Source organism: Alcanivorax sp. (assembly GCF_019431375.1).
Classification (GTDB): Bacteria; Pseudomonadota; Gammaproteobacteria; order Pseudomonadales; family Alcanivoracaceae; genus Alcanivorax; species Alcanivorax jadensis_A.
Window position 1 is genome coordinate 50408 of record NZ_CP080267.1, and the last position, 19141, is coordinate 69548.

17 protein-coding genes are annotated in these 19141 nt (G+C 58.7%); 15 read left to right on the forward strand and 2 right to left on the reverse strand.

The window, feature by feature from the left end:
* Positions 1-1161 precede the first annotated feature (1161 nt).
* Both KZ772_RS00210 and KZ772_RS00215 read left to right on the forward strand, forming a co-directional pair.
* On the forward strand, positions 1162-1440 hold the full coding sequence (locus KZ772_RS00210; protein WP_290537918.1) for a hypothetical protein: 279 nt from the start codon (positions 1162-1164) through the stop codon (positions 1438-1440).
* Between the two features lie 370 nt (positions 1441-1810).
* Positions 1811-2098, forward strand: coding sequence for a hypothetical protein (locus tag KZ772_RS00215; RefSeq protein ID WP_290537919.1), 288 nt, complete (start codon positions 1811-1813; stop codon positions 2096-2098).
* A 171-nt stretch (positions 2099-2269) separates the two neighbouring features.
* On the opposite strand, the gene KZ772_RS00220 is transcribed toward KZ772_RS00215, so the two are convergent.
* Positions 2270-2467, reverse strand: a complete 198-nt coding sequence (locus KZ772_RS00220; protein WP_290537920.1) for a hypothetical protein — start codon at positions 2465-2467, stop codon at positions 2270-2272.
* 775 nt (positions 2468-3242) lie between these two features.
* On the opposite strand from KZ772_RS00220, the gene KZ772_RS00225 reads away from it, so the two are divergent.
* The 8 genes from KZ772_RS00225 to pelG all read left to right on the forward strand — a co-directional run bounded on the left by KZ772_RS00225 (position 3243) and on the right by pelG (position 12331).
* A complete protein-coding gene (locus KZ772_RS00225) occupies positions 3243-3386 on the forward strand; it encodes a hypothetical protein (RefSeq protein WP_290537921.1) in 144 nt (47 codons plus the stop codon).
* A 167-nt stretch (positions 3387-3553) separates the two neighbouring features.
* Positions 3554-3679 (forward strand): hypothetical protein, encoded by a 126-nt coding sequence (locus KZ772_RS00230; protein WP_290537922.1) that lies wholly within the window; start codon positions 3554-3556, stop codon positions 3677-3679.
* A gap of 63 nt (positions 3680-3742) precedes the next feature.
* A complete protein-coding gene (locus KZ772_RS00235; RefSeq protein ID WP_290537923.1) occupies positions 3743-6604 on the forward strand; it encodes a tetratricopeptide repeat protein in 2862 nt (953 codons plus the stop codon).
* A gap of 9 nt (positions 6605-6613) precedes the next feature.
* Entirely contained in the window at positions 6614-7126 is a 513-nt protein-coding gene (locus KZ772_RS00240) for a hypothetical protein (RefSeq protein ID WP_290509381.1), read from the forward strand.
* Positions 7126-8460, forward strand: coding sequence for a PelD GGDEF domain-containing protein (locus tag KZ772_RS00245; RefSeq protein ID WP_290509380.1), 1335 nt, complete (start codon positions 7126-7128; stop codon positions 8458-8460). Before KZ772_RS00240 ends, KZ772_RS00245 begins: the two co-directional genes overlap by 1 nt.
* Complete coding sequence (locus KZ772_RS00250) at positions 8453-9463, forward strand: hypothetical protein (RefSeq protein ID WP_290537924.1); 1011 nt, start codon at positions 8453-8455, stop codon at positions 9461-9463. Before KZ772_RS00245 ends, KZ772_RS00250 begins: the two co-directional genes overlap by 8 nt.
* Complete coding sequence (pelF, locus tag KZ772_RS00255; protein WP_290511082.1) at positions 9441-10961, forward strand: GT4 family glycosyltransferase PelF; 1521 nt, start codon at positions 9441-9443, stop codon at positions 10959-10961. Before KZ772_RS00250 ends, pelF begins: the two co-directional genes overlap by 23 nt.
* The gene (pelG, locus tag KZ772_RS00260) at positions 10961-12331 is read left to right on the forward strand and encodes an exopolysaccharide Pel transporter PelG (RefSeq protein ID WP_290537925.1); all 1371 of its coding nucleotides are present in this window, start codon (positions 10961-10963) and stop codon (positions 12329-12331) included. Before pelF ends, pelG begins: the two co-directional genes overlap by 1 nt.
* 676 nt (positions 12332-13007) lie before the next feature.
* Here the strand turns inward: pelG and KZ772_RS00265 are convergent.
* Entirely contained in the window at positions 13008-14045 is a 1038-nt protein-coding gene (locus KZ772_RS00265; RefSeq protein ID WP_290539502.1) for a DUF3080 family protein, read from the reverse strand.
* Between the two features lie 131 nt (positions 14046-14176).
* Here KZ772_RS00265 and KZ772_RS00270 point away from each other — a divergent pair, with 131 nt between their 5' ends.
* The 5 genes from KZ772_RS00270 to KZ772_RS00290 all read left to right on the forward strand — a co-directional run bounded on the left by KZ772_RS00270 (position 14177) and on the right by KZ772_RS00290 (position 18825).
* The gene (locus KZ772_RS00270; protein ID WP_290537926.1) at positions 14177-17368 is read left to right on the forward strand and encodes an MG2 domain-containing protein; all 3192 of its coding nucleotides are present in this window, start codon (positions 14177-14179) and stop codon (positions 17366-17368) included.
* Entirely contained in the window at positions 17335-17718 is a 384-nt protein-coding gene (locus KZ772_RS00275) for a hypothetical protein (RefSeq protein WP_290537927.1), read from the forward strand. The genes KZ772_RS00270 and KZ772_RS00275 overlap by 34 nt, the downstream gene beginning before the upstream one ends.
* A 323-nt stretch (positions 17719-18041) precedes the next feature.
* On the forward strand, positions 18042-18314 hold the full coding sequence (locus KZ772_RS00280) for a hypothetical protein (protein ID WP_290537928.1): 273 nt from the start codon (positions 18042-18044) through the stop codon (positions 18312-18314).
* The gene (locus KZ772_RS00285) at positions 18305-18514 is read left to right on the forward strand and encodes a hypothetical protein (protein WP_290537929.1); all 210 of its coding nucleotides are present in this window, start codon (positions 18305-18307) and stop codon (positions 18512-18514) included. The genes KZ772_RS00280 and KZ772_RS00285 overlap by 10 nt, the downstream gene beginning before the upstream one ends.
* Positions 18515-18657: 143 nt before the next feature.
* Positions 18658-18825, forward strand: a complete 168-nt coding sequence (locus KZ772_RS00290) for a hypothetical protein (RefSeq protein WP_290537930.1) — start codon at positions 18658-18660, stop codon at positions 18823-18825.
* Positions 18826-19141: the final 316 nt, after the last annotated feature.

The following is a 19141-nucleotide window of genomic DNA, read 5'->3' on the forward strand; positions in this document are numbered from 1 at the left end:
TGCCGCGTTGCTGAAGTCAGCTGGTAGCGCGGCGCTGGGTGGTGTTCTGGCCGCTTCGCAAAATCGTTTCTGCTATCGGACCACAGCGCCGCAATACTGAAATTTTCTCACTGGCATCTGTTTTTCGATGCTCCAGCGCAGTCTTCTGGCTCCAGCTGCCTGCCTGGGCCACAGTTATTCGACTCGGTTCCACCTGTCATGGCAGTGTGCGTGGTGTGGGTTCTGTGGCTGGTGAACCTGAGAAGATGGGGAGCTGGAGTACAGCATTGTGCTGCAGTGAGCTGAGAAGGCATTGGTACGAGCTGAGCTGCAGGCCTGAGCTGAGCTGCAGCTGAGTGAGGCTGAGGCCTGAGCTGAGCTGAGCCACGAGCTGCAGCCGGCTACAGGCTGAGCTGAGCTGGAAGCTGAAGCCCGACCTACCTGAAGCTCACGACTGAGCCACAAACTGCGCTGATTTGGATCAGGAAGGTCGAAAGTTCCCAGAGACCTGCAATCATTTCTTACCGAAACGCTGTTAGAAGACGGCGCTTGGGCCTGGTCATGAAGCTTGCAGCATCGTCTGGACGATCAAGCTTCGGCTAAACTTAAACTAAGAAGCTAGAAGCTAGAAAGCTAGGCTAAGCTAAAGCTAAGCTGAAACTAAGCTAAGCTAAACTAAACTAGAAGCTAAACTAAACTGAAAGCTGAAGCTGAAAAACAGCATATAAAGGCATAGGCGCTAGATGTTGAAACAAATATCACGGGTAGAAACTCGGGTCGATGGATGGGGACTCATCGACGCCTGGCATTGTGTGGACAGTTGTTCGCCGAAACATTCGGCACATGAAGCTTTCTGTTTATTTGCAAGATTCAATTTTTGCACGAAAGTGCGCCTCAGCCGCCAGTTATAAACCCCGGCATCAGTCCTGGGCGCCCAGGGCTCACCGCAGGCTAACGTAACCAGACACACATCCCATGCTTTCACTCCGTCTGACCAGTAATGGTGCAACAAGTGGGTGAAAGAGCCAGGGCGATCCCGAGGCCAGATTCATCATTCGGGCTGTCAGTGGTTGACGCTGGCGGCACGGCTTTGCCAGGGCCTCCGCTGCCTTTGGCCCGCACCTTGTCAGCACATTGCTGAAGCGGTGGGCCGGGTGCTGGCCTGATTAGCGGACAAAGGCGATGCGGATCAATCTCAGCGATTGGTTTACGCACTCCCGCTCTTGCAATGAAAGCGCCTGCGCCGAAACGATAGCCGCCACAGTTGATTATCAGACCTGGGGTTTCAACAGCGGCTCCAGCAGCCAGCGATTATCGCACCACTGCCGCTGTTGTGGGCAGCTGGGGGTATGCGACTCGGTGCTGCGGGCTCTGAAGGCAGCTGCTGGTGTCGCCGACATTGTGGACGGAATGACTGAAAAAGCGGCGCCATGTTTCACCTCGCTGCTGGCCGAAGCCTGAGTGCCAGTACAGGAATAACAAGCGGCTTTCTTTTCGACCACCACCCTTCGACATGATCTTTACCGCTCGGTCTCAGTGCGTCTTCGCACGACGGCGCGCCTGTTGGAATAAACGCCAGCTATGATTGAGCCGTAAGAATCGCCTGCAGCGCGCGAGCGCTCTATTGCTGGCGATCAGGTTCGCCAGTCCTGATGGCGCGAGTTCAGATAATCGAAGCGGTCCGCGGTGTTCCGGCGGTGGCGCAGCCATGCTCTCTGGCACCAGGATGGTCAGCAGGGAAGTGAGCGTGCGGGGAAGCTCCTGCCGTCAGTCAGACGTCCGGCTAGGTAATCCTCCCATCTTCATCAGGGTCCTGCGCGGGCCAGCCGCGATGACAGAAGCAGTGAAGCGATGGCCGGGGATGCACAGTACCCGGCAAGCTTTCTGCATCGGCAGCGCTCGATTGGTGTGCTGTTTGATTTACGCAAAGCCATTGACACTGCAGGTGGATCTTATACGCATTGCCGGAACAGTTGTTGCTATGTTTGGCTTCGTTATCGTCAGAAATTTGCCTTTGGGAAGCTTATTTATATGTCAACAGGATGCCGGTTTCCGGTTGATGATGTTCCCAGCATTATCGCACGGGCTTGCCTGTGATGCCCCGGAAGAAGAGGCCTGACTCACCACCCCAAACAGGATAAAGCGGCGCACCGAGCCGCTTGGCCGCTTGGCCACGGCTGGATAGTGCGCTGGCGAATCACCTGAAAGTGTTTACCACTCAGGTGATCGAATTACCAGTTGATTGGTGGTGCGTTTCAATCTTCAGTCATTGTGCCGAACAAGCAGCCAATCAGGTACTCACGGTGTCCTTGCTGGTGCCGTCCTGGCCGGACAGTCCTTTGCGAGGCCGCTGGAAATCCACCCTCAGACCACTGCCGCCGGTAAAAACCTGACTGAGTGCTCCAGCGCCCAGAATCGAACGGTGTGGATGAAACGCTACCTGGCAGGAATTCCCCTGCCGGTCGCTAAGCAACTGGGCCCTGACCATTGCAATCCCTGCTTTTTCTGTAAACGAGATGATGGCGACAGATGGTGCTCTGCGGCATCTCGACTTGGGATCTGAAAGCAGCGAACAAAGAATGGTGGAAAAAGCCTGCCTGTATGCAGGACAATCAAAGCACCGGTAGCTCCAGGAGCACGACAAGGCCAAGCACGCGTGGTTTTACCGTATCAAGTATCCATATGCCAGGGCATCTGAGCCAGTCAAGGGTGACCCTGGGCTCAAAGGTGGCAGCTGCTGGGTGTGGAAAAATCGCGCAGGGTGAGCGCCATTACAGCGTCCTCCAGTAGCGCTGACCTTCGAGTATAATGTGCGGGCAGTGAACTGCCGAAACCATGAGTGGTGCTGGCGAGGCCTATAAACTCGGAACCATTACCTCATGCGACCTGGTGCTGAATTGGCAAGCGCACGCCTGGAAGGTGGACGGCGATCGCCTGCGGGTCTACCCCAGGATGGCAAGAGAGAAGAGAATGTGGCGCTGGTGATCGACGCCGGCGCCCGCGCTCCGCCGATCATGGCCCCGGCTGGCGGAAAAGCTGGAAAAACCGTCACCCCTGATGATAATACTAAACCCGGTGTGCGCTTTGTCGGCGGGCACCATCCTGCTACCGGATGGCAACAGCTCGGCGTCCTTTGAGGCCGTCATTGTTCGCTGGTGGTGCAGGTGCCCCGGGTGTTTGACATGTTAAGCAGTATCTGCAGAGCGTGAAGGCTGGATGAGGTGACATGGATACCCACTGGCCACTGGCGTGGCAGAAAACCCTTGAGCTTCCGTCTTGCGGCGACGGTTGGCAGCGCTATCTCTGGACTGAGCCGACTGATGGCCAAACATCCCAATGAACAATCCATCTCACCTGACGTGCGTGATGGCGACGACATCACTTATACCTGCCGGACAATGCCCTGACCCGTGAGACAACTGCCGGATAACTTCACGAAGGCCCGGGGCGGGAACAAGGTTAACCGGACCGGATGGCGGATTATTACGTGATCCCCAGCTACCCTGAGCTGGTACAGACAGGACAACCCCTGCTCAATTGATTACACCGCTATAACGACCTGGCCTCAACACCCGTGCCTTCCTGGCGTCAACGCCTGGGCCTGATCGCCAAGCGCGGCCAGGACGACACCCTGCACGTGGTGGCCACCACCCTGGACAACAATGAGTACCGCCGAGGTGGTGGTGAGAGGGGCCTATAATTACCAGCAACAACAGGTAGATGGGGCTCACCGATGAGAGGCGCGGCCAGCCTATCAAGCTGGATGTACGCCGCCTTTCTGCTGCAGGCGGTAAGATCGCGACACCGGTTTCTGAAAGTGGCCCGCAACCGGGCCTTGCCCACCAACCAGTTCAACACCAGCAGCCAGACGTGCAGTGATCAAAGGGTTTTCTACGGGGAACGGGATGTGTATGGCGCGGGCGATGACATCACTGACACCTTTATTCTCAGGATAAATAGCTATGAGGTTTTTGTGGCGGCGGGTAATCTGGGACGGGCTCGTCAAGTGGTGGACAATGCTCTCTACTGGCGCCCCGAAGATATTCGCTGGTTGCTGAGGCTGGCGCAGATCGCCGACTGGCAGGGGGATAGCAGTACTGCCCTGAAAGCCTGGTGGAAAGTAGCGGAAAACACTGACGATCCGCAGGCCTGGCAGCAGGTTCGGCAGCGGGCGCCGCTGGCCTACGATCACCAACTGACGTTGCGGGTTTACAAGGAATTGCTGGAAGTGTCTCCCCGTGACCGTGATTTGCTGGCTACCATCGCCAGGCAATATGAGTTGCTCGGCACACCGGATGAAGGCCTGGTGTTCCTGGCTGACTGGCATCGGCGCTATCCGGGTCAGGCTGTGCTGTGGGAAATGCAGCGTCTGGCCTGGAATCAAAGCGATAGAAAGCAAGCCGCTCGCTATTCACGGCAGTACATGAATCGCTATGGCCCCGAGCGGGATATGGCACTGCAAGTCTCCCGCTACCATTGGCTTGAGGGGCAGCGTGAGACGGCTTATGCCGATTTGCGCAGTGATGCCGAAAGCCTCCCCTATGATCCTGACCTGACACGCCGTTTGGCGATTATGGCCACTGAGCTGGGACAGTGGCAGCCGGCCATGAGTCATTACCAGACATTGCTGGAGCAGGGTGACGAGACCCTGCCGGATCTGTATCAGTACATTACCCTGGCCCGTTATTACGATCGCGACAGAGTCGTGGCGCTGATGGAGCGGGCCTGGCAGCGCAATGGGGATCAGGCTTTTGCCATGGGTGCCCTCTATCAGATGCAGGATGCCGGTCGCTGGCAGGCCATCGATGATTTTCTGCACCAGCTTAGTGACGCCCAGCGCCAGCAACTGCAACAGGACCCGGCTTTTTTGCGTTTTTACGCCAATCTGCTGTTACGCAAGGGCGAGATGGAAAATGCCGCGCAGTGGTTGCAGCGGGCGCTGGAACTGGCCCCCGGCGATCGGGAGACACGCATCGCCTGGTTATGGCTGCTGGTCGCCAGTGGTGATGATACTCAGCTGGCCCAGACCCTTGCCGCCTGGGAAGCCGGTATCCGCCTGGACCGGCGCTACTGGGAAGTGCTGGCCGCCGCCCATATGGCGCTGGGTCATGCCGAGCAGGCGGTTCGCTACGAGAGCCGTCTGCTGCAAACGGCTCCCGAGGACTGGGAGCGACAATGGCAGTATGCCCAGGCGCTGATTGCGGCAGGGCGTGATGGTCAGGCCTGGCCGGTGCTGCGCAGTTTGCATCAACGATTGCCGTTCCCGGTCGCGGACGACAAGCAGACCCAGTATCGCGATATGCGTCTGGCGCTCAGCCAGCGGTTTGAGGGTGGAGATGGTTCGCTGCAACTGGCACAACAGATTCGTCAGCAGCAGGGTGACGACGAAGCCCGTGCAGAATGGCTGGCCCAGTGGGCGCTGGGGCATAGCGAGCCGGAACTGGCCCGTGCCTGGTACCTGCGCAAGCAGCAGGCTGCCGGCGCCCTGCATGCCGGGTCGGCACTGGCCTATGCCATGCTCAATAATGACCGGGATGCCGTGGCGCAGATTCGTGAGCGTTATGCCGGTCAATTGACGTTGTCCGAGCAACTGGGAAGCCAGGTGGAACTGGGCGAGGAACGGCGCGCCACCGCGACGCTAATGGCCATGCAGTCCGGCTCTCCGGAACTGGCTGGCGCCAACAATCAGCAGGAATCCCTGTTGTTGCCCAGCGCCCGCTCCAGCGCATTGATGCTGGAACAGCGCCGTCTGGGTGCCTTGCAAATGACTGACTGGGCATTTACCCAGAGTCAGCCATTCAGTGACTACAGCACCTTGTCCGCGCGCTACCGGCAGCGGCAGTTTGGCAGTAATGATCGTACCCAGCTTGATGTGGATGAAGCGGAGCAATGGCTGACCCTGGAGTGGCAATACCAGCGTGAGCGCTATCGTCACCGTTTTTCGCTGGGCCAGCGCCAACTGTTGGATAACAGCGAAACCACCGCGGATCTGGAAGTGGGGGGCAACTGGCACTCCGACTGGTCTGCCAGCTGGCGTTACCAGTGGCGCATGCCGGCGGATGAAACCTCCTTGCTGCTGTTGGGCGGTTCGCGTACCGGCAGCCAGTTCCAGCTCAATTGGTCGCCCCAATCTACCTGGCAGAGCAGTGTAGATTGGGCGGATTACCAGTATCGTGATCTGAATAGTCAAAATCTGGGGAAGGGCAGCATTATCAATCTGCAAACCACCTGGCGTCCCTGGTTGTCCCGTTTTTCACCGGGCCTACGGCTGCGTCATACCCGCGCCGATTTTGCCGAAGCCGGGGACAGCATGGCTGAAGTCCGCGCCTTGCTGCCAGCCGGCGCAGACACTACGCCCTTGCCCGAGAATTACAGCGAATCCGGAGCGTCCCTGTTGTTGGGCACGCCGGACGTGCATATCCGTCCGCATCGGCTGCAGGGGTGGGGAGAACTGGGTTACGTGAATAACAGCTTGTCCGGCGATGGTTTTATCGGCCGCTTGGGCCTGGCCGGGCCGTTGATCGGCCGGGACGCCTGGCAACTGTCACTGGAGCGGCAACTGAATACCGGTGGTAACGATGAAGACAGCTACCGGGCCGAACTGCAATACAGGATTTACTACTAGGAGCATGAGATGAAACAGGTTGTTGCTTTGTTGCTGGCGCTGATGCTGGCCAGTTGCACCCATGTACGCAGTAGTCAGGGAGTGTCACTGGATGCGGAAGGTACCTGGCTGGTGTTGCCGCTGGTCAACCGTACCGGCACCCCCCAAGCCGGATTGCGGGCAGCGGCCATCGTGGAATCCGTGCTTTACCGGCAGGGAGTGACCGCGGTGGAAAGTTATCCGGAAACCGGCAATGACGGCCTGTTGTTCGAAGCGTCTTCCTCCGCCAACCGGGAAAAGATGGATCGTTGGGTGCAGTCGCAATCGGCCCGGTATGTGGTCAGCGGCGTAGTGCATGAATGGCGTTACAAGACCGGCGTGGATGGCGAGCCGGCGGTGGGCGTGATGCTGGAAATCCGCGAACTGCCTTCCGGTAACATCGTCTACAGCGGCACCGGTGCTCGTGCCGGGTGGGCAAGAACGTCGCTCAGCCAGACCGGGCAGAAAGTCATCGACAAGCTGCTGGCTCCGGTCATTCGCTGATGCGAAAGTGGCTGGCTAACACCGTCATCCCCGCCCTGGTGGCACCGCCGGCAAGACCCTTGTGGGTGGTGCTGGAGGCGGTACTGCTGACTGTGGCGGCAGTTGCAATGGGGCTGTGGTTACGTTCCGAGGACCCCCTGGCGTTGGGTGCCAACTTCCGCTGGGGCCTGTTCGTGCCTATTCTGGTGTCCCTGCGTTACGGTAGTCTTGCCGGTGTATTTGGCATGTTGTGCCTGCTGGCCAGCTGGTTTGTGCTTCGCAATATGGACTTTTATGCGGACTGGGATTTCCCCGAAGGCACCATGCTGGGTGGGTTTATTCTCAGCCTGGTCTGCGGTGAATTCGCTGACCTGTGGCGGGTGCGCCTCCAGCGGGCGGAAAGCGCCGCCAGTTATGCCCTGGAACGTTTGCAGAACCTGACCCAACGCCATGTGCTGTTACGCCTTTCCCATGACCGCCTGGAAGAGAATCTGCTGGTCAGGCCCTACACCGTGCGCGATGCATTGTTCCGTCTGCGCGATCTGACCCTGGATGAAAGCGACAGCAAAGTCCTGCCGGCGGCGGATGATCTGATCAATTTGCTGGCGGAGTATTGTCAATTACAGCGCGCTGCCCTGTATCCAGTTCTGGACGGCAAGGTCAACGACCAGGCCGCCGCCCTGTTGGGGGAGAACAAGCCTCTGGATCAGCACGATGCCCTGCTCAACCACGCCCTGGACATCGGCATGCTCGCCCATGTTCAGCAGAACACTCAGGATGATGCCTATGTGGGCCGCTATCTGGTGGCCGCACCGGTGACCAACAGTGCCGGGGAAATGATCGGTGTGCTGGTGGTGGAACGCTTGCCGTTCCTGTCCATGAATTATGAAAACCTGCAGTTGCTGTCTGTGCTGCTGAACTTCTATGCGGATGTGGCGCACTACGGAGAAGAGGTGGACAGCCTGCTGGATACCTGGCCGAACCTGCCGACCCGCTTTGCCAGTGAAATGACGGCGCTTTCCCGGTTGCGCGGTGAAGCGCGGGTTGACACCGCCCTGACCCTGTTTGTGGCCGATGACAGCGAACAAGCTGCACAGATTCTGGAAGCGCTGGCACGGGGCCTGCGTAGTCTGGATCTGGCCTGGTGGGTCCATGACAACGTGCTGATGATTATGATGCCGATGACTGGTGATTCCAGTCTGGAAGGTTTTGTACTGCGCACGGAAAAATGGCTACAGGAGGACTATGCCTTCTTCAGCCTCCGCCAGGCCGGGGTGAAGTACTACCATCGGTTACTGGGTGAGCGTGACCCTGGCGATCAGCTCCGCGAGTTGCTGGAGGTGGCCGGTGTCTAGCTGGAAGCTGCTTATCTATGCGATCAGTGCCGAGCTGGGCTCACTGCTGCTGTTGCTCAGTCAGAACAGCTCGCTGTCCTATTTTCTGCTTTACCTGGTTGCCCATGGCTTGGCGTCGGCCTTGTTGTCCGCTGTGGCGTGGAGCTTTCTTCCGACCCGTTTTCGGGAGCCGAAAGTCTTTTCGCTGGCACTGATTTTTTCCTTTGCCTTTTTTATCCCGGCGATCGGGCTGCTGACTATCATTGGTGGCATTGCCTTGGGTGTGATGTTGCCGGCACTGTTCATGCCGCTGCCTTTTTCCCAGGTGGCAAAGCCCTATTTTACACCGGTCAACAATCAACATAGCGCCGGTTTCCGGCAGATTGATCTGAAAAGTTTGCTTACCAGTGAGACCGCGCCCAACGCCTTGCGGATTCAGGGAATGCTGGTGCTCAAGGATATGCCCGGTCGTATTACCGGGCGACTGTTGCGCGATTCGCTGGGGGATTCCTATGAGGATCTGCGGCTGCTTGCCTACGGTATTCTCGACCAGAAGGAAAAAGCCATCACCCGTGATATTGATCGAGCGCTGCAGTTACTGGAGCGGGCTAGGGAGTCGCGCCGCTATCGGCTTGCCCGACGTCTGGCGGAGTTGTACTGGGAGCTGAGTTATCAGGACCTGGTGCGTGGCGACATCATGACCTTGACCCTCGAGCGAGCCAGTTTCTACGCCGATATGGGGCTGATGGAATCTCCCGAAGATGCCGGGCTATGGTTGTTGCGCGGGCGTATCAAGATGAGTCAGGAAAACCTGGGTGAGGCTCAGGAGTCCCTGGTCTTTGCCCGCCGGCTGGGATTATCACCGGCCCAGGTGAACCCCTGGCTGGCAGAAATTGCTTTGCAACGTCGACAATTGCCCATGGTGCGTTTGCTGATGGAACAAATTCCCGAGGGCAGCCAGTTTACTGCCCTGAATAAATCCGTGGAGTACTGGAGGGGCTATGGCGCTGCCCAGAGCGGATAAGGCGGACATCTGCCTGCTGCTGGAAGGGACGTTTCCCTATGTCAGCGGCGGGGTGTCGAGCTGGGTAAACCAGATTATCCGTGGTTTTCCCGAATACACCTTTGCCTGCTGTTTTGTCGGTAGCCGCCCGGAAGACTATGGGGAAATGAAGTACACCCTGCCGGACAACGTGGTGCATCTGGAAGTCCATTATCTGCATGACTTCCAGCGTGGGGCACAGAAGAAACCGCAAAAGGGTGACGTGGAGGCATACCATCGGCTGCGCCGTTTTCATGAGCTGATGCGTTCCGGGCAGCATTCCCCTGAACGGGAAGAATTGCTCGGCAAGACGCTCGATGGCCTGGGCGAGGGCTGTTGTTATTCCGAAGAGTCCTTTTTGCACAGCAGGGCAAGCTGGGATTTCATCTCTGATGCCTATCGCCAGTACAGCCGTGATCCTTCCTTTGTGGATTATTTCTGGACCGTGCGCATCATGCATGCGCCCTTGTGGGTGCTGCATGATATTGCCAGCAACCTGATCCCGGCGCGTATGTATCACACCATATCCACCGGTTATGCCGGTTTTCTGGGGGCCATGCTGAAACGTCGCACCGGCAAGCCGTTGCTGCTTTCCGAACATGGCATCTATACCAAGGAACGCAAGATCGATCTGTTCCAGAGTGAATGGATCAGTGATAACCGCGGCCTGGTGGAAAAGAACAATGCGGAAATGGCGTACTTCCGCGAGAAGTGGGTGAACTTCTTCACCGAGCTGGGCCGTGAGTGTTACCAGTCATCGAACCGCATCGTGGCCCTGTACGAACGTAACCGGCAACGGCAGGTGGAAGACGGCGCCCCCGCCGAACGTACGCTTAATATTCCCAACGGCATCGACCTGCCGCGTATGGAAAAAGTCCGTGCCGCCAGGGGCACCGAAATCCCCCAGACCGCCTGCCTGATCGGCCGGGTGGTACCCATCAAGGACGTGAAAACCTTCCTGCGTGCCATGCGTACCCTGGTCAACGAGATTCCGGACGCGAAAGGCTGGATTGCCGGTCCGGAGGATGAAGACAAGGAATATGCCGCGGAGTGCCGCTCGCTGGTAACCAGCCTGGGCCTGGAAAAAAACGTGGAGTTTCTTGGGTTTCAGAAAATCGACGAGTTGCTGCCGAAAGTGGGTGTGATTGTACTCAGCTCCATCAGCGAAGCCTTGCCTCTGGTGTTGCTGGAAGGCTTTGCCGCGGGTGTGCCGGCGGTGTCCACGGATGTGGGCTCCTGCCGTCAATTGATCGAAGGGCTGGATGAAGAAGATCGGGCGTTCGGCAAGGCCGGTTCGGTGGTTGGCATTGCTGACCCGGAAGCGTTGGGTAAGGCGGTGGCGACGTTGCTCAGTGATTCGCAGGCCTGGCACGACGCGCAGCAAGCCGGTATCCGCCGGGTGGAAACCCTGTACACCCAGCAGCAGATGTTCGGTTCCTACCGTGAGCTTTATCAGGGCCTGCTGGAAGGGGATATCTGATGGCAGGTATCGGTTTTGAGCTGCGAAAACTGCTGCGCAAGGATACCTTGCTGGGCCTGATCCGTGCCTATGCCTATGCTGGCGTAATCAGCTCCGGGCCCTGGGTGCTGTCGATTATCGGCATCCTGATCATTGGTATTTTCAGCCTGGGGGCGGTGGTGCCGGATATTGCCGTGTCCCAGTTCCAGGTCACGGTGACCTATCTGATTGCCATCAGCCTGGTACTGACCGGCACTGTGCAATTGGCGTTCACCCGCTTTTGTGCGGATCGTGCCTTTGAGCAGCGCGAGGATCTGATTCTGCCCAACTATGGTGGTGTCACCCTGTTGGTCACGGTGATTTCCGGCGTGCTGTCGCTGTTGGTGGCTCTGTTCCTGTTCCCGGAACAGAGCATTCTGTTCCGGGTACTGATGGCGGCCAGCTTCGTGGTGTTGTGCAATATCTGGATCGCTACCGTGTTTCTGTCCGGCATGAAGCAATACAAGGCCATCTTGCTGCTTTATGCCCTGGGTTACGGGATTACCGTGGTGGGAGCCTTGTTGCTGCGCTTTCTCGACCTGGAGGGGCTGCTGCTAGGGTTTCTGCTGGGGCAGGTGACATTGCTGGCCGGCATGCTGGTATTGATCGTTCGCGGTTATCCGGCGCGCAGCATGGTGTCCTTCGAGATGTTCGGTCCTCGTTATCTGTACCCCAGCCTGATGCTTGTCGGGCTGTTCTATAACGCCGGAGTATGGGCGGACAAGGCCATGTTCTGGTTCTACAGCGGCACCGGCAGCGATGTGATCGGTCCGTTGCGTGCCTCGCTGATCTATGACATCCCGGTGTTCCTGTCCTACCTGTCGCTGATTCCCGGCATGGCCGTGTTTCTGGTGCGCATGGAAACCGATTTCGTTGAGTATTACAGCAATTTCTACGATGCGGTGCGCGAAGGGGGCTCGCTGTCCTATATCGAGGACATGCGCAACCAGATGGTGTTCGTGATCCGTCAGGGGATCTTCCAGATCCTCAAGATCCAGGCCATCTCGGCGCTGGTGATCATGGTGGCCGGCGCCCAGATTTTCGCGGCCCTGGGGATCACCGATCTCTACCTGCCGTTGCTGAAAGTACAGCTGGTAGCCACGGCGCTACAGGTGGTGTTCCTGGCCATCATCAACGTGTTCTGCTATCTGGACCAGCGCCGCATGCTGGTACTGCTCACCGGCCTGTTTTTCGTGCTCAACGTGATCTTTACCGGCATCAGCCTGTACCTGGGCCCGCAGTTATTCGGCTTCGGTTTCCTGCTGTCGCTGGCAGTGTGCGTGATGTTGGGGTTGTGGCTGGTGAACCGGAAGATGGGGGAGCTGGAGTACAGCACATTTATGCTGCATTGAGCTACGAGCATTGAGCTACGAGCTACGAGCTACGAGCTACGAGCTACGAGCTACGAGCTACGAGCTACGAGCTACGAGCTACGAGCTACGAGCTACGAGCTACGAGCTACGAGCTACGAGCTACGAGCTACGAGCTACGAGCTACGAGCTACGAGCTACGAGCTACGAGCTACGAGCTACGAGCTACGAGCTACGAGCTACGCTGGTTGGATAGGGAAGGTCTGGAAAGTTCCCAGGGCCTCGTCATTTCTTACGAAGCCGCTGTAGGAGCGGCGCTTGAGCCGCGAACCGTGCGAAGCACGGCATCGTCCGCAGGACGATCAAAGCTAGAAGCTAGAAGCTAGAAGCTAGAAGCTAGAAGCTAGAAGCTAGAAGCTAGAAGCTAGAAGCTAGAAGCTAGAAGCTAGAAGCTAGAAGCTAGAAGCTAGAAGCTAGAAGCTAGAAGCTAGAAGCTAGAAGCTAGAAGCTAGAAGCTAAAAAAAACGGCGCCATAAGGCGCCGTGAATAGTTTGGCTCGGGAGAGCTATCACGGAGTAGAAACTCCGGAGTCGATGGATGGGACCTCATCGACGCCTGGCATTATGTGGACAGTTGTTCGCCGAAACATTCGCTTTGTAGACTTTCTGTTTAGCCCGCCAGGTCAATTTTTGCACGAAAGTGCATATAAGCCCGCCAGTTATGGCTTCCCCGGCATCAGTCCGCAGGCGCCCAGGAGCTCCTGCCACAGGCTAACATGGCGCTCCAGGGCACGCTCCATGCGGCTTTCCACTCCGTCCTGACCGAAGTAATGGTGCCGCCAGTGGGTGAAAGAGGCGGGGGGCGAATCCAGAAGACCGTTCATCTGTTCGAGGCTGTCAGCCAGAGACTGACGCTGGCGACGGCTTTGCGCCAGGGCCTGCTGCACCTTTGGCCCCCACACCTTGTCCAGCACATTGCGCAGGCGATGGGCCCGGGTGCTGGCCTGGTTGCGCGGACAAAGGCGTTGCGGATCAATGCCCTCCAGTAGTTGGTTACCACGCTCCAGCTCACGCAATGAAAGCGCCATGCGCCGAAGCAGGTAGCCGCCGGATTGATTATGGGCCAGGGTTTCCAGCAGCGGCTCCAGCTTCAGCGGTGTCACCGCGCCGCTCTGTTTGTGGGCGACCAGGGTGTGACTCAGTTGCTGCAGGCTCTGCAAGGCAGCGCTGATGTCGCCGACATTGGCGGACGGAGACTGACTGAAAAAGCGCCGTATTTCCTCGCTGCTGGCAAGCACATTCCAGTACAGGGCCGGCAACGCGGCTTTCTTTTCGGCCACCACCTTCGACATGATCTTTACCAGCTCCGGGTCCTCCAGTGCGTCTTCTTGCAGGCAGGCGCGCGCCTGTTGAATAAACGCCAGCTCATGATTGAGCCGTAAGGAATCCGCCTGCAGCTTGCCCAGAGCGCTGTTGCGCTGGCTGATCAGTTCCATCAGTCCACAGTGGCGCAGTTCCAGATAATCGAGCAGGTCCACGCGGTGTTCCGGCAGTGGCAGCCGTAACTCTCTGGCACCGGGATAGGTCAGCAGGGGAAGTGGGCCCCGTGCGGGAAGCTCCTGTCGGCTCAGTCGGGCAATCCGGCTAAGGTAATCCTCCCATCGCGCTTCATCCGGGTCCTGCGGGGCCAGCCACCCGATGACAAGCAGTGAAGCGATGGCCAGGGATGCCAGTACCCAGCCGGCTTTTTTCTGCATCACGACGGCACTCCGATTGGTGTGCTGTTTGAGTTTTGCCAAACCGTTGACACTGCGGTGGATCTGCCCACGCATTGCGGAACGGTTGTGCTATGTTTGGCCTGATCATTAATTTGCATTGGAAGCGCATTATGTCAACGAGGGGATTGCCGTTTTTCCGGTTAGTGATGCTGTTCTTGGCATTATCACTGGGCGCCTGTGATACCGGAGAGAAGGGGGCCACCGACTCACCACCCAAACAGGATAAAGCCGACACGCAAACCACTCAGCCCGCGCCGGCACAGCTGGATAGTCGCTGGCAGGCTCACCTGGCGTCTTCCCCCTCCGGGGTGATCAGTGCCCGGGCCCCGTTGGTGGTGCGTTTCAATCACCCGGTCATTGCGGCAGACAAGCTTGACCAGCCGGTCTCCGGTGTCGCCCGGCTGGTGCCGGAAATACCGGCGGACATTCGCTTTACTGCCGAAGACCGGCTGGAAATCCACCCCTCGGAACCACTGCCCGCCGGTGAAAACCTGACCCTGATGCTCTATGCCCAGAGTCTGAACGGTGTGGATGAAACGCTACCCCCGGCAGAATTCCCCCTGCAGGTCATGCGCCAGCAACTGAGCCTGACCGTGCAATCCCTGCTGCCAGCGGATGATGGCGAGCAGATGGTGCTCACCGGCAGCCTGGAAACCCGGGATCTGGCAGACGAAGATAGGGTGGAAAAAAGCCTGCGCGCCAGCCAGGACAATCAAAGCCTCCCGGTAAGCTGGGAGCACGACAAGGCCGGCTTGCGCCATGGTTTTACCGTATCCGGTATCCGCCGGGGCGACCAGGCCAGTCAGGTGACCCTGGGCTGGAATGGCAGCTCGCTGGGCGTGGAAAATCAGGGTGAGCGCCATTACAACGTCCCTGCGGTAGCGGCCTTCGAAGTCACCAATGTGCGGGCAGTGAACTACCCGAAACCCCATGTGGAAGTGAATTTTTCCGAGGCCCTGCAAGGCTCCCAGAACCTCAACGGCCTGGTCACCCTGAATGGCAAGGCGCCACGCCTGGAGGTGGACGGCAGTCGCCTGCGGGTCTACCCCCAGGATGACAAGGAAGAGAATGTGGCGCTGGTGATCGACGCCGGCCTGCGCTCCGCCAGTCATGGCCGGCTGGCGGAAAAGCTGGAAAAAACCGTCACCCTGATGATGACCAAGCCCGGTGTGCGCTTTGTCGGCAAGGGCACCATCCTGCCGGATGGCAAGCAGCTCAGCGTCCCTTTTGAGGCCGTCGGTATTCGCTCAGTGAAGGTGCAGGCCTTCCGGGTGTTTGACGACAATATTGGCAATTATCTGCAGGGCAGTGAGCTGGATGAGGGTGACATGGATACCCGCACTGGCCGCTATTTGTGGCAGAAAACCCTTGAGCTTCCCGTCAACGGCGACGGTTGGCAGCGCTATCATCTGGACCTGACCGAGCTGATGGCCAAACATCCCAATGGTCTGGTCCATCTCACCCTGACCATTGATGGCGACGACATCACTTATACCTGCCCGGACAATGCCCTGACCCGTGAGACAACCCTGCCGGATAACTACGAAGGCCCGGGGCAGGAACAGGACCAACCGGACCGGTTGGCGGATTATTACCGTGATGCCGGCTACCTGAGCTGGTACGAACAGGACAACCCCTGCTCAGACAGTTACTACCGCTATAACGACCTGGCCTCCAGCACCCGTGCCTTCCTGGCGTCCAACCTGGGCCTGATCGCCAAGCGCGGCCAGGACGATACCCTGCACGTGGTGGCCACCACCCTGGACAACAATGAGCCCGCCGCCGAGGTGGTGGTGAAGGCCTATAATTACCAGCAGCAACAGGTAGGTATGGGGCTCACCGATGAGGAGGGCATGGCCAGCCTCAAGCTGGATGGCACGCCTTTCTATCTGCAGGCGGTAAAAGATCGCGACACCGGTTTCCTGAAAGTGGCCCGCAACCGGGCCTTGCCCACCAACCAGTTCAACACCAGCGGCCAGACCGTGCGCGATGGTCTGAAAGGGTTTTTCTACGGGGAACGGGATGTGTGGCGCCCGGGCGATGACATCCACCTGACCTTTATTCTCGAAGATAAAAACGACGTGCTGCCCGACGACCACCCGCTCACTCTGGACTGGTTCGATCCCCGTGGAAACAAGGTGAAAAGCTACAGCCTGGATCAGCCGGTGGGGGACTTTTATGCCTTTACCCTGAGCACCCGCGAAGACGCCCCCACCGGTAACTGGCGCGCCGTGGCCCGGCTGGGGCAGCGCTATTTCGATACCCCGGTGCGGGTGGAAGCGATCAAGCCCAACCGGCTGAAGATCGACCTGGAATTGCCCGAGCAGCTACCCGCCAACGAAGCGGCGCAGGTGGGCCTGTTTACTCAATGGCTCAACGGCGCCACCGCCGCCAACCTGAAAGCGGATGTGAAAGTGCGAGTGACGGCGACCACGACTCGCTTCGATGGTCTCAATGCCTATCATTTCGATGACAGCACCCGCGCCCTCAGTAGCGAGCCCTTTACCGCCTTCGAAGCCAATGTGGACGGGCAGGGCAAGGCCCGCTTCCCGCTCACCATCCCGGTGGAACAGACCCCGGGCATGCTGCGCGCTACCCTGACCACCCGGGTGTTCGAAAACAGCGGTGATTACAGTACCCAGGTTCGCAGTGTGCCGGTCTACCCCTTCAAACACTGGGTTGGCATGCAGGTGCCGCAGGGCAGTGGTTGGGGCGGTGCGTTGTCCCGTGATGGCAAGCACCCGATCGACCTGATCAGCGTGAACAGCCAGGGCAAGCCGGTGGACGGCCGGCCGCTGGATATCACTATCTACGAAATCGACTGGCGCTGGTGGTGGGACCGCTCCGGCGACGACCTGAGCAATTTCATCAGCGACCCCAATACCAAGGTGGTTACCCAGGCACAGCTGACCACGGATGCACAAGGCCGGGGCCAATGGACGCTGGATGGCAACAACTATGACTGGGGTCGTCACCTGATTCGCGTCTGCGATCGACAAAGTGATCACTGCACCTCGCAGACCGTGTATCTGGGCTGGAGCAGCGACCAGGCCAGTGGCAGTCAGGATGCGGCTACCCGTTTGTCCCTCTCTGCGGACAAGGAAGGTTACCAGGTGGGAGAGACCGCCCGGGTAGAACTGCCTGCGGTCAGCGAAGGCCGCCTGCTGGTGAGCCTGGAAAATGGTTCCCGGGTGCTGGATCACTACTGGCTGCCGGCCAGTGGCCAGGTGCTATGTTGGCTGATCATTAATTGCATTGGAAGCGCATTATGTCAACGAGGGGATTGCCGTTTTTCCGGTTAGTGATGCTGTTCTTGGCATTATCACTGGGCGCCTGTGATACCGGAGAGAAGGGGGCCACCGACTCACCACCCAAACAGGATAAAGCCGACACGCAAACCACTCAGCCCGCGCCGGCACAGCTGGATAGTCGCTGGCAGGCTCACCTGGCGTCTTCCCCCTCCGGGGTGATCAGTGCCCGGGCCCCGTTGGTGGTGCGTTTCAATCACCCGGTCATTGCGGCAGACAAACGACCAGCCGGTCTCGGTGTCGCCCGGCTGGTGCCGAAAATACCGGCGGACATTCGCTTTACTGCCGAAGACCGGCTGGAAATCCACCCACCTCGGAACCACTGCCCGCCGGTGAAAACCTGACCCTGATGCTCTGTACTTGCCCAGAGTCTGAACACGGTGTGGATGAGCGCTGCCCCCGGCAGAATTCCCCCTGCAGGTCATGCGCCAGCAACTGAGCCCTGACCATTGCAATCCCCTGCTGCCAGCGGATGATGGCGAGCAGATGGTGCTCACCGGCAGCCTGGAAACCGGAAGTCTGGCAGACGAAGAAATAGGGTGGAAAAAGGCCTGCGCGCCAGCCGAGGACAATCAAAGCCTCCCGGTAGCTGGGAGCGACAGAAGGCCGGCTTGCGCCATGGTTTTACACCGTATCCGGTATCCGCCGGGGCAGCCAGGCCAGTCAGGTGACCCTGGGCTGGAATGGCAGCTCGCTGGGCGTGGAAAATCGGGGTGACGCCATTACAACGTCTGCGGTAGCGGCCTTCAAAGTCACCAATGTGCGGGCAGTGAACTACCCGAAACCCCATGTGGGAAGTGAATTTTTCCGAGGCCCTGCAAAGGCTCCCAGAACCTCAACGGCCTGGTCACTGAATGGCAAGGCGCCACGCCTGGAGGTGGACGGCAAGTCGCCTGCCAGGTCTACCCCCAGGATGACAAGGAAGAGAATGTGGCGCTGATCGACGCCGGCCTGCGCTCCGCCAGTCATGGCCGAAGCTGGCGGAAAAGCTGGAAAAACGCCGTCACCCTGATGATGACCAAGCCCGGTGTGCGCTTTGTCGGCAAGGGGCACCATCCTGCCGGATGGCAAGCAGCTCAGCGTCCTTTTGGAGGCCGTCGGTATTCGCTCAGTGAAGGTGCAGGCCTTCCGGGTATTTGACGACAATATTGGCAATTATCTGCAGGGCAGTGAGCTGGATGAGGTGACATGGATACCCGCGCCTGGCCGCTATTTGTGGCAGAAAACCGTAGCTTCCGTCGCGGCGACGGTGGCAGCGCTATCATCTGGACCTGACCGAGCTGATGGCCAAACATCCCGTGGTCACCGGTCCATCTCACCTGACCATTGATGGCGACGACATCACTTGCTATACCTGCCCGGACAATGCCCTGACCCGTGAGACAACCCTGCCGGATAACTACGAAGGCCGGGGCGGGAACAGGGACCAACCGGACCGGTTGGCGGATTAATACAGTAATGATGCCGGCTACCTGAGCTGGTACGAACAGGACAACCCCTGCTCAGACAGTTACTACCGCTATAACGACCTGGCCTCCAGCACCCGTGCCTTCCTGGCGTCCCAGCCTGGGCTGATCACGCCAAGCGCAGCCAGGACGATACCTGCGTGGTGGCCACCACCTGGACAACAATGGCCCGCCGCCGAGGGTGGTGGTGAAGGCCTATAATTACCAGCAGCAACAGGTAGGTATGGGGCTCACCGATGAGGAGGGGGCATGGCCAGCTCAAGCTGGATGGCACGCCTTTCTATCTGCAGGCGGTAAAAAG

What these genes read in the sequence shown, in the direction of transcription:
- KZ772_RS00210 (WP_290537918.1), top strand. Translation starts at nt 1,162, where the DNA reads ATGCGGATCAATCTCAGCGATTGGTTTACGCACTCCCGCTCTTGCAAT.
- KZ772_RS00215 (WP_290537919.1), top strand. Translation starts at nt 1,811, where the DNA reads ATGACAGAAGCAGTGAAGCGATGGCCGGGGATGCACAGTACCCGGCAA.
- KZ772_RS00220 (WP_290537920.1), bottom strand. Translation starts at nt 2,467, where the DNA reads ATGGTCAGGGCCCAGTTGCTTAGCGACCGGCAGGGGAATTCCTGCCAG.
- KZ772_RS00235 (WP_290537923.1), top strand. Translation starts at nt 3,743, where the DNA reads ATGTACGCCGCCTTTCTGCTGCAGGCGGTAAGATCGCGACACCGGTTT.
- KZ772_RS00240 (WP_290509381.1), top strand. Translation starts at nt 6,614, where the DNA reads ATGAAACAGGTTGTTGCTTTGTTGCTGGCGCTGATGCTGGCCAGTTGC.
- KZ772_RS00245 (WP_290509380.1), top strand. Translation starts at nt 7,126, where the DNA reads ATGCGAAAGTGGCTGGCTAACACCGTCATCCCCGCCCTGGTGGCACCG.
- pelF (WP_290511082.1), top strand. Translation starts at nt 9,441, where the DNA reads ATGGCGCTGCCCAGAGCGGATAAGGCGGACATCTGCCTGCTGCTGGAA.
- pelG (WP_290537925.1), top strand. Translation starts at nt 10,961, where the DNA reads ATGGCAGGTATCGGTTTTGAGCTGCGAAAACTGCTGCGCAAGGATACC.
- KZ772_RS00265 (WP_290539502.1), bottom strand. Translation starts at nt 14,045, where the DNA reads ATGCAGAAAAAAGCCGGCTGGGTACTGGCATCCCTGGCCATCGCTTCA.
- KZ772_RS00270 (WP_290537926.1), top strand. Translation starts at nt 14,177, where the DNA reads ATGTCAACGAGGGGATTGCCGTTTTTCCGGTTAGTGATGCTGTTCTTG.
- KZ772_RS00275 (WP_290537927.1), top strand. Translation starts at nt 17,335, where the DNA reads ATGTCAACGAGGGGATTGCCGTTTTTCCGGTTAGTGATGCTGTTCTTG.
- KZ772_RS00290 (WP_290537930.1), top strand. Translation starts at nt 18,658, where the DNA reads ATGGCCAAACATCCCGTGGTCACCGGTCCATCTCACCTGACCATTGAT.